The 8,028-nt window shown below is 43.5% G+C and carries 9 protein-coding genes and 1 pseudogene; 8 read left to right on the plus strand and 2 right to left on the minus strand.

Annotation, left to right across the window (positions count from 1 at the left end; genetic code table 11):
* From AC1DPZ_RS17710 to AC1DPZ_RS17730, 5 genes are all read left to right on the plus strand, one after another.
* A partial coding sequence (locus AC1DPZ_RS17710) for an AMP-dependent synthetase/ligase (protein WP_477405792.1) occupies positions 1-998 on the plus strand: 998 nt, incomplete at its 5' end.
* 32 nt (positions 999-1,030) lie between these two features.
* The gene (locus AC1DPZ_RS17715) at positions 1,031-1,804 is read left to right on the plus strand and encodes an enoyl-CoA hydratase/isomerase family protein (protein WP_477405794.1); all 774 of its coding nucleotides are present in this window, start codon (positions 1,031-1,033) and stop codon (positions 1,802-1,804) included.
* Between the two features lie 58 nt (positions 1,805-1,862).
* Positions 1,863-2,723: an SDR family oxidoreductase gene (locus tag AC1DPZ_RS17720; protein ID WP_477405809.1), complete on the plus strand. Its 861-nt coding sequence runs from the start codon at positions 1,863-1,865 to the stop codon at positions 2,721-2,723.
* Positions 2,724-2,745: 22 nt separating this feature from the next.
* The gene (locus AC1DPZ_RS17725; RefSeq protein ID WP_477405796.1) at positions 2,746-4,041 is read left to right on the plus strand and encodes a 4Fe-4S dicluster domain-containing protein; all 1,296 of its coding nucleotides are present in this window, start codon (positions 2,746-2,748) and stop codon (positions 4,039-4,041) included.
* Between the two features lie 73 nt (positions 4,042-4,114).
* Positions 4,115-4,918 carry a (Fe-S)-binding protein gene (locus AC1DPZ_RS17730; RefSeq protein WP_477405798.1) on the plus strand — a complete coding sequence of 268 codons (804 nt, stop codon included), beginning with the start codon at positions 4,115-4,117 and terminating at the stop codon, positions 4,916-4,918.
* On the opposite strand, the gene AC1DPZ_RS17735 is transcribed toward AC1DPZ_RS17730, so the two are convergent.
* Positions 4,913-5,395 (minus strand): hypothetical protein, encoded by a 483-nt coding sequence (locus AC1DPZ_RS17735; RefSeq protein ID WP_477405800.1) that lies wholly within the window; start codon positions 5,393-5,395, stop codon positions 4,913-4,915. The genes AC1DPZ_RS17730 and AC1DPZ_RS17735 overlap by 6 nt on opposite strands.
* 45 nt (positions 5,396-5,440) lie before the next feature.
* Between AC1DPZ_RS17735 and AC1DPZ_RS17740 the strand changes: the two genes are divergently transcribed.
* Both AC1DPZ_RS17740 and AC1DPZ_RS17745 read left to right on the plus strand, forming a co-directional pair.
* Entirely contained in the window at positions 5,441-5,926 is a 486-nt protein-coding gene (locus AC1DPZ_RS17740) for an ABC transporter ATPase (protein ID WP_477405802.1), read from the plus strand.
* A 126-nt stretch (positions 5,927-6,052) separates the two neighbouring features.
* Positions 6,053-6,259: pseudogene (locus AC1DPZ_RS17745) on the plus strand (YciI family protein); the annotation flags it as partial.
* 1 nt (position 6,260) lies between these two features.
* On the opposite strand, the gene AC1DPZ_RS17750 reads toward AC1DPZ_RS17745, so the two are convergent.
* The gene (locus tag AC1DPZ_RS17750) at positions 6,261-7,346 is read right to left on the minus strand and encodes an alpha/beta hydrolase (RefSeq protein WP_477405804.1); all 1,086 of its coding nucleotides are present in this window, start codon (positions 7,344-7,346) and stop codon (positions 6,261-6,263) included.
* 111 nt (positions 7,347-7,457) lie between these two features.
* Here AC1DPZ_RS17750 and AC1DPZ_RS17755 point away from each other — a divergent pair.
* On the plus strand, positions 7,458-8,028 hold a 571-nt coding region (locus tag AC1DPZ_RS17755; RefSeq protein ID WP_477405807.1), incomplete at its 3' end, for a YdeI/OmpD-associated family protein.

Below are 8,028 nucleotides of genomic sequence, written 5' to 3' on the forward strand. Positions count from 1 at the left end.
TACCCCGCCTGCTGGAAAAAGTATTTGAGAAGATCATTATTGAAGGGCAAAAGCTTACAGGTATAAAAAGAAAAATCTTTTTATGGTCAATCGAAATTGCCGAACAGTTTGAGCTTGCAGGCAAAAGTCCATGGTATAACCTGCAATTAGCCATTGCAGATAAGCTTGTTTACAGTAAATGGCGTAAAGCTATTGGCGGCAATATAAAAGCAATAGTTGTAGGCAGCTCGGCATGCCCGGTTAGAATGGAGCGGATATTCACTGCCGCTAAAATGGTTATTTTGGAAGGCTATGGCCTTACTGAAACTTCGCCTGTAATTTCTGTTAACAAGTATGATCCTCATTTCAGGAAATTCGGCACAGTTGGGCAATTAATAAAAGATGTGCAGGTTAAAATTGCCGACGATGGCGAAATATTAGCCAAAGGACCAGGTATAATGGCTGGTTATTACAAAAACCCCGAACTCACCGCCGAAGTGGTGGAAGACGGCTGGTTCCATACCGGGGATATTGGCGTACTGGATAAAGATGGTTTCCTGAAAATTACCGACAGGAAGAAAGAGATCTTTAAAACATCAGGCGGAAAATATGTTGCACCGGGCCCCATTGAAAACAGGATGAAGGAGAGTCCTTTTATTGAGCAAATGATGGTTATTGGTGCCGATAGGAAATTTACAACTGCCTTAATAGTACCCTCCTATCCTAATCTTAAATTATGGTGCACCCAACAGAAGCTCAACCTGTCTTCAAACACCGAAATTGTAAATAATGCAGCTGTAACCGCACTATTTCAATCAATTATTGATTCATTAAATACAGAGTTTAACCATGTTGAACAGGTTAAAAAATTCACTTTGCTTCAGCACGAATGGACTATTGATGGCGGAGAACTAACCCCTACTGGCAAAATGAAGCGCCGCACTATCTTAGAAAAATATAACGAAGAAATAGAAAAAATGTACACCAGCGAGATTGGTAATCCAACGCTTTCACATTAATTTTTGCTCTTCCATTCTTATAATCCATGTAAATGAATACATTTCAGTTAATCATCCGGGATAATCTTGCAATCATCACTTTAAACAGGGGCCGCTCCAACCCGATAAATGCAGAAATGATCGCAGAACTGATTACTGCAGTAAAGGATCTTGAAGATGACGATAACATAGGCGGACTAATTATTACAGGCAAAGAGGGCTTTTTTTCTGCCGGGATCGACCTGATGGAAGTTTACAATTATAACGAAAAAGAGAGCAAAGACTTTTGGACCAGTTTTATGCTGATGCAGAGAGTTCTGGTAAACTTTAAAAAGCCATTTGTAACTGCAATAACAGGGCATAGCCCTGCAGGCGGTTGTATTATAGCCTTATGCAGCGATTACCGGGTTATGGCAAGCGGCCAATACATTATTGGTTTAAATGAAATCCCTGTAGGCATCATTGTACCCGATACAGTATTTCACCTCTACGCATTCTGGTTAGGTAGCCGCAAGGCTTATCAGTACTTGTTGGAGGGTAAGTTACTAACCGTTGAAGAAGCAATTAAAGAGGGATTAATTGATGAAGTATGCGCGGCTGAGGATGTATTGGCTTCGGCGGAAAAAAAAGTGCGGGCATATATGAAATTGAATCCCGCTACCTGGAGCCAAAGTAAAATGAATTTCCGCAAGCAGCTTTCTGAAAAACTACAGGGCAATAACAGCGCAGCCTTAAACAGGATGCTACAGCAATGGTGGGCACCAGAAACGCGTGCGGCATTGCAAAAAATAATCGACAAACTAATGAACCCTGTAAAAAGCAAATAATTATATGCAAGCTCCTGATAAGAATGATACTTTGGACCAGACCAATGAGGATAACGGAATGCTCAAGGCCAATGCATTTAAAAATAAAACCATCATTATAACAGGTGGCGGTACGGGGCTTGGTAAAGCCATGGGCACCTACTTTTTAAAGTTAGGGGCCAATTTGGTAATTACCAGCCGCAAGCTTGATGTATTGCAGCAAACAGCCCATGAAATGGAGGCCGAAACGGGCGGCAAGGTATTAGCCTTAGCCTGCGACGTGCGCAACTACGATGAAGTAGAAAGCATGCTAAACAAAGCGATTGAAAGCTTTGGAAGTGTAAACGCCTTAGTAAACAATGCTGCAGGTAACTTTATATCCCCAACAGAACGGCTCTCTGCCAATGCATTTTCAACCATCATTGATATTGTGCTAAAGGGTTCTGTCAATTGTTCGCTGGCCCTGGGTAAGTATTGGATTAAAGAAAAAATGGCAGGAAATATCCTAAATATTATTACCACCTATGCCTTTACAGGTTCCGCATATGTAGTACCATCGGCCTGTGCAAAGGGTGGTGTACTGGCCATGACCCGATCGTTAGCCGCAGAATGGGGAAGGCACCAGATACGTACCAATGCTATTGCGCCGGGTCCCTTCCCTACCAAAGGTGCATGGGAACGCCTGTTACCCGGTGAAATGGCCGAAAAATTTGATTTTAAAAACAGGGTACCGCTTAAAAGAGTGGGTAAGCACCAGGAAATTGCTAACCTTGCCGCTTATTTGATCTCAGATTTCTCCGGCTACATTAACGGCGATGTAATTACCATTGATGGCGGCGAATGGCTGCAGGGAGCTGGTCAGTTTAACGGCCTTGAGATGGTAACCAATGATATGTGGGATGGCATTGAACAATTAACCAGGCACCCCAAAAGCAGTTAACCGGCCGATAAAATTATTAATAATGATTGCACAGCTAATATTTCTCATCCTATTTGTTGCCGCTGTTTACCTGTTCTCCAAAAACGCGGGTAAAATACGGCGCAATATCCTGCTGGGCCGCGATACCGATCGCAGCGATCAGCCTGGCCTGCGCTGGAAAACGATGGCCAAAGTAGCCYTGGGGCAAAGCAAAATGGTGAAACGCCCTTTGGCCGCGGTAATGCATATTTTTATTTATGYWGGCTTCGTGMTCATCAACATCGAGGTGCTGGAGATCATGGTGGATGGCTTGTTTGGCTCGCACAGGATATTTTCAAAACCACTGGGAAGTTTATATGGATTCCTGATCGGCGGGTTTGAGGTGCTGGCGGTACTGGTACTYATTGCCTGTGTGGTTTTCCTGGCCAGGAGAAACATCATGCATTTAAAGCGTTTCAGCGGTAAGGAGATGACCCAATGGCCCAAATCGGATGCCAAYTATATCCTGGTCATCGAGATTTTGCTCATGACTGCCTTTTTAACCATGAATGCCGCCGATTACAAACTGCAGGCGCTTCACGTGGGGCATTACCTCCAGGCGGGCAGTTTCCCGGTAAGCAGTTTTATAGCCCCGCTGTTACCCGGCCATGCAGCCGCTTTGGAAATGACCGAGCGCGGATGCTGGTGGTTCCATATCACCGGRATCCTGGCATTTTTAAACTACCTGCCCTATTCCAAACATTTTCATATCCTGCTGGCTTTTCCGAAYACTTACTATTCCAACCTGGATAAAAAAGGAAAGTTCACCAATATGGCATCGGTAACCAACGAGGTAAAAGCGATGATGGACCCGGCATTTGTACCCGAGACTACAACTCCCGGTCGTTTCGGGGCTAAAGATGTAACCGACCTCAGCTGGAAAAACCTGATGGATGCCTRTACCTGCACCGAGTGCGGCAGGTGTACCAGTGTTTGCCCGGCCAATATTACCGGCAAGCTGTTATCTCCCCGCAAGATCATGATGGATACCCGCGACAGGATCACCGAAGTGGGCAATAACCTGGATAAGCATGGGAAGGACTATGACGATGGCAAAGCCTTGCTTGATAATTACATCAGCCGGGAGGAATTATGGGCATGTACCACCTGTAATGCCTGCGTAGAGGCCTGCCCGGTAAATATTAACCCACTGGAGATTATTACCGAAATGCGCCGCTATATCGTGATGGAAGAATCGCAGGCCCCTGCCAGCCTGAATAACATGTTTGGCAATGTAGAAAACAACGGCGCCCCCTGGAAATATAGCCAGGCCGACAGGTTAAACTGGGCGGAGAAGTAGCAGGCAGCTTTAAGTTTGCAGTTAGTCAAATAACTCCATGGTTTATATGCTATGGAAAAATGATAAATCCGAAATGGAAAACGAAAAATCCGAAATAAAGATACCTACCATGGCCCAAATGGCTGCTGAAGGCAGGGAGCCCGAGATACTGTTCTGGGTGGGCTGTGCGGGTAGTTTTGATGAGCGGGCACAAAAAATAACCCGTGATATCTGTAAGATCCTGCATCATGTGGGTATCAGCTATGCSGTGTTGGGTACCGAGGAAAGCTGCACCGGCGACCCGGCCAAGCGGGCCGGTAACGAATTTTTGTTCCAGATGCAGGCCATGACCAATATCCAGGTATTGGATAGCTACCACATCAAAAAAATTGTAACCGGCTGCCCGCATTGTTTTAATACCATTAAAAACGAATACCCGGGCCTGGGCGGTAATTACGAAGTGATTCACCATACCCAGCTTATTCAGCAGCTGATAGATGCGGGTAAGCTAAAAGCCGAAGGAGGCGAAAGCTTTAAGGGCAAAAAGATCACTTTTCATGATCCCTGCTACCTGGGGCGCGGCAACAATGTTTATGAGGCTCCGCGTGCAGCGCTGGAGATCCTGGATACCGAGCTGGTAGAAATGAAACGCTGCAGATCAAACGGCTTATGCTGTGGCGCGGGCGGCGGGCAGATGTTTAAAGAACCGGAACCGGGTAAAAAGGATATCAACATGGAGCGGATCCAGGAGGTTATMGCSRTCAAAGCCCAGGTGGTGGCTTCCGCATGCCCGTTTTGTATGACAATGCTTACAGACGGCGTAAAACTCAATGAAAAAGATCAGCAGATCCAGGTGCTGGATATTGCCGAGATCACCGTTAGGGCGAATGGGTTATAAGCCCTTCACCCTAAAATAATTTAGCGCATTTTTCAAACTATCTAAACGTGCCGGGCTCATGTTCTTAACCGGTAGTTCCAGGGTAGTTGCCATGGAATCAATATCACCCTTAGGATTTTCGTAAGTTTGAACAATGATATCGTCGGCTAAGGTGCTCAGTTTAAGGGTTCCTGTTGTGTCGTTTCCCAGGTATTCAACGTTGTTGAGGCGGTGTAAATTGAACGAAAAATACTCTTGACGGTCATGTGGATAAGTTTTCCTCAAACGCAAAAAATAATCGTTGGTAAGGGTGAGTTCCCACTTTTTTAGCTGTATATCAGGTGGAGGGTTGTATGACTCCAACAGGCATTTATTGCTCCAGCTTAGCCATTCCAGTTCACCCATGCCCGGTTTAAAACCGTAAATGAAGCCGCTGAAGGCCAATATTGCTATAATTACTATGTTTTTTTTAATTGATGGCAAGATTGATGTTTTCATGACAACAAAATGTAACCCGAAGTTAATAAATTGATATTTTTGTAAATGGAATTTTCTCAACACTCAAGAGTTTGGATCTACCAGGCCGATAAAAAATTGACCGACCAGGAGGTCCAGCAAATACAGGAGGAACTGGACAAATTTACCACCGGCTGGACTGCCCACAATAATCAATTGAAGGCTAAAGGGGAGGTGCGGCATAACCGTTTCCTGATCCTGATTGTTGATGAAAGCCAGGCCGGCGCCAGTGGTTGCTCTATTGATAAGTCGGTTCATTTTATGAAGCAGATAGAACAGCATTTTAACATTAACCTATTTGATAGGTTTAACCTGGCTTATCGCGATGGCGAAGAAATAATATCATTGCCACGGCACGCGTTTGAGGATATGATTAAGCAGGGCAAAATAAATACCGAAACCATTGTTTACAATAACATGGTACAAAACCTAACCGAACTGGAAACCAAATGGGAGGTGCCATTTAAAAACAGCTGGCACATACAGTTGTTTAGGGATTTGGTTGCTCAATAGCGAATGCTTTAAATCGAAATTCTGAAATTACAAAGTATGTTCATTATCGATCTCGACTACATTGTCCCTCTTGAAGAACTGGATGCCTACATGGCTGCTCATGTAACGTTTTAAAAAAAATACTATAAAAAAAATGTATTTATAGCATCAGGTCGTAAAGTACCGCGCACAGGCGGAATTATTTTGGCGTTGGCCGGTTCAAAACAAGAAATAGAAAAAATTATCACTGAAGATCCTTTTTATAAACACGAGCTGGCCAGGTTTACCATTACTGAGTTTTTAACCTCACAACATCATCCGGAACTAAACGGGCTGCTTGGCTCAAGATTATAACCTATTTGGCTTTATCCAGTCGTGTTGGTTTTTCATGGGGGAAGCTAAATAATATATACATTTTAGCCCCTTCTGTTTTAAAAGTGATATCGGCCTTTTCATCCTCATACATAAAAAACGAATCTTTGGCATAGGGGGCAAATTCTATAGGTAACTGGTCATTTTGCCTGAAGTAAAGTTTATTGCCGGTTAAGTATAGTTTAAATTTATTCCTGGCATCTCCTGCTATCACATAGTCGCCGGTATATTGTTCAAGCTCCTTTGCCATTACCGGGATGGCTTTGTGTTTTTTGCAGTAGGCAAAGGCTATTGCGTTTTGCATCACCTGTGCCAATGCAGCACCATGACCTGCATTTGGAGTTATTGCTGCGGCAATTTCAAAACCTTTACAGTTCTGTTTTTCCATGTAGCTCTTAAATAGTTCAATATTTTGGGCTGTTTCGTGCTCATATGATCCTACCCCGGCAAACACTTTACAGGTGAAATCCTTATTATTAGCGAAATATTTTTGTGCCGATGGGACCAGTTCCCTGCCATTGTTTCCGGGGGCGCCTATAAACACCATATTAAATAAACCCGGATGTTGAAACAGCACCATAGTTGTAAACATTCCGCCAAAGGAATAGCCGTATAAAGCTTTATTATCATTTACACGGTATTTGCTTTGAACAAAAGGGATCACTTCCTGCTCAATAAATGATAAAAATTTTGGCGCGCCTGTTTTTGGGTCAAGGTCGCGGTTTCGTTTGTTTGGCCTGCTGCCGTATCCTATACCTACAATGAGGGCTTCGGTGGTTTCATAATCCTGCCTCAGCATATTAAAGCAGTTCATGGCAACGGTCATATTCCAGTCCCCATCCGTCATGTACAGCACGGGATATTTTGTTTTGGCGGTATCATATCCGGGAGGAAAATGTACATATATGGTATAATCTTCGCCAATCACTTTTGAGCTGTAATCCCATGAAACCATATCTTTATCGGTAAAAGGACTGGGCGAAGTGCTTTTTACCTGGCAGTAGCCGGTCTGAACAAAAAATAACAGGGTGATGATTCCTGCAAATAGGTTAAATGATCTTGTGGCCATATTTTACAGCATTTTATGTAATGAGATTATCTACTTTAACTAAGATGCAAAATACCTTTTTAAAGGTTACAAACTTCATTGCAGTTTAACAATTTGTTACTAAATTTATTGATGGAACAATACGATAGCAGGGTAGATGCTTTTATTGAAAAGGCTCCCGATTTTGCCAAACCAATCCTGAAGTATTTAAGAGCACTTGTACATGAAACATCCCCTTTGTTGACTGAAGCAATTAAGTGGGGCTTCCCGTTTTTTGATTACAAAGGCGTGGTATGCCAGATGGCGGCTTTCAAAGAGCATTGCTCATTTGGTTTTTGGAAGGCTTCGTTACTAAATGATCCTAATAACGCATTAAGTATTGGAGATGGTTCTGCCGGAAGTTTTGGCCGCATTACCAAAATAGAAGATCTGCCTTCAAAGGAAATTTTACAGGATTTTATACTGCAGGCTATCGCTTTGAATGAAAGCGGCAAAAAAACACCCGAAGCAATAAAGAAGGCCTCGGCCCCGAAAACCGAATTGGTTGTACCTGAGTATTTCATTGAATTTTTAACCGGCTATCCCGAGGCCAAACTAAAATTTGATCAATCCGGCTACTCGCATAAAAAAGAGTATGTGGAATGGATTGTTGATGCCAAGACCGATGCTACCCGCTTAAAGCGTATGGAGACCGCTGCTGAGT

This window comes from Mucilaginibacter sp. P4_G9 (assembly GCF_056400985.1).

What these genes read in the sequence shown, in the direction of transcription:
- AC1DPZ_RS17720 (WP_477405809.1), top strand. Translation starts at nt 1,863, where the DNA reads ATGCTCAAGGCCAATGCATTTAAAAATAAAACCATCATTATAACAGGT.
- AC1DPZ_RS17740 (WP_477405802.1), top strand. Translation starts at nt 5,441, where the DNA reads ATGGAATTTTCTCAACACTCAAGAGTTTGGATCTACCAGGCCGATAAA.
- AC1DPZ_RS17735 (WP_477405800.1), bottom strand. Translation starts at nt 5,395, where the DNA reads ATGAAAACATCAATCTTGCCATCAATTAAAAAAAACATAGTAATTATA.
- AC1DPZ_RS17750 (WP_477405804.1), bottom strand. Translation starts at nt 7,346, where the DNA reads ATGGCCACAAGATCATTTAACCTATTTGCAGGAATCATCACCCTGTTA.
- AC1DPZ_RS17715 (WP_477405794.1), top strand. Translation starts at nt 1,031, where the DNA reads ATGAATACATTTCAGTTAATCATCCGGGATAATCTTGCAATCATCACT.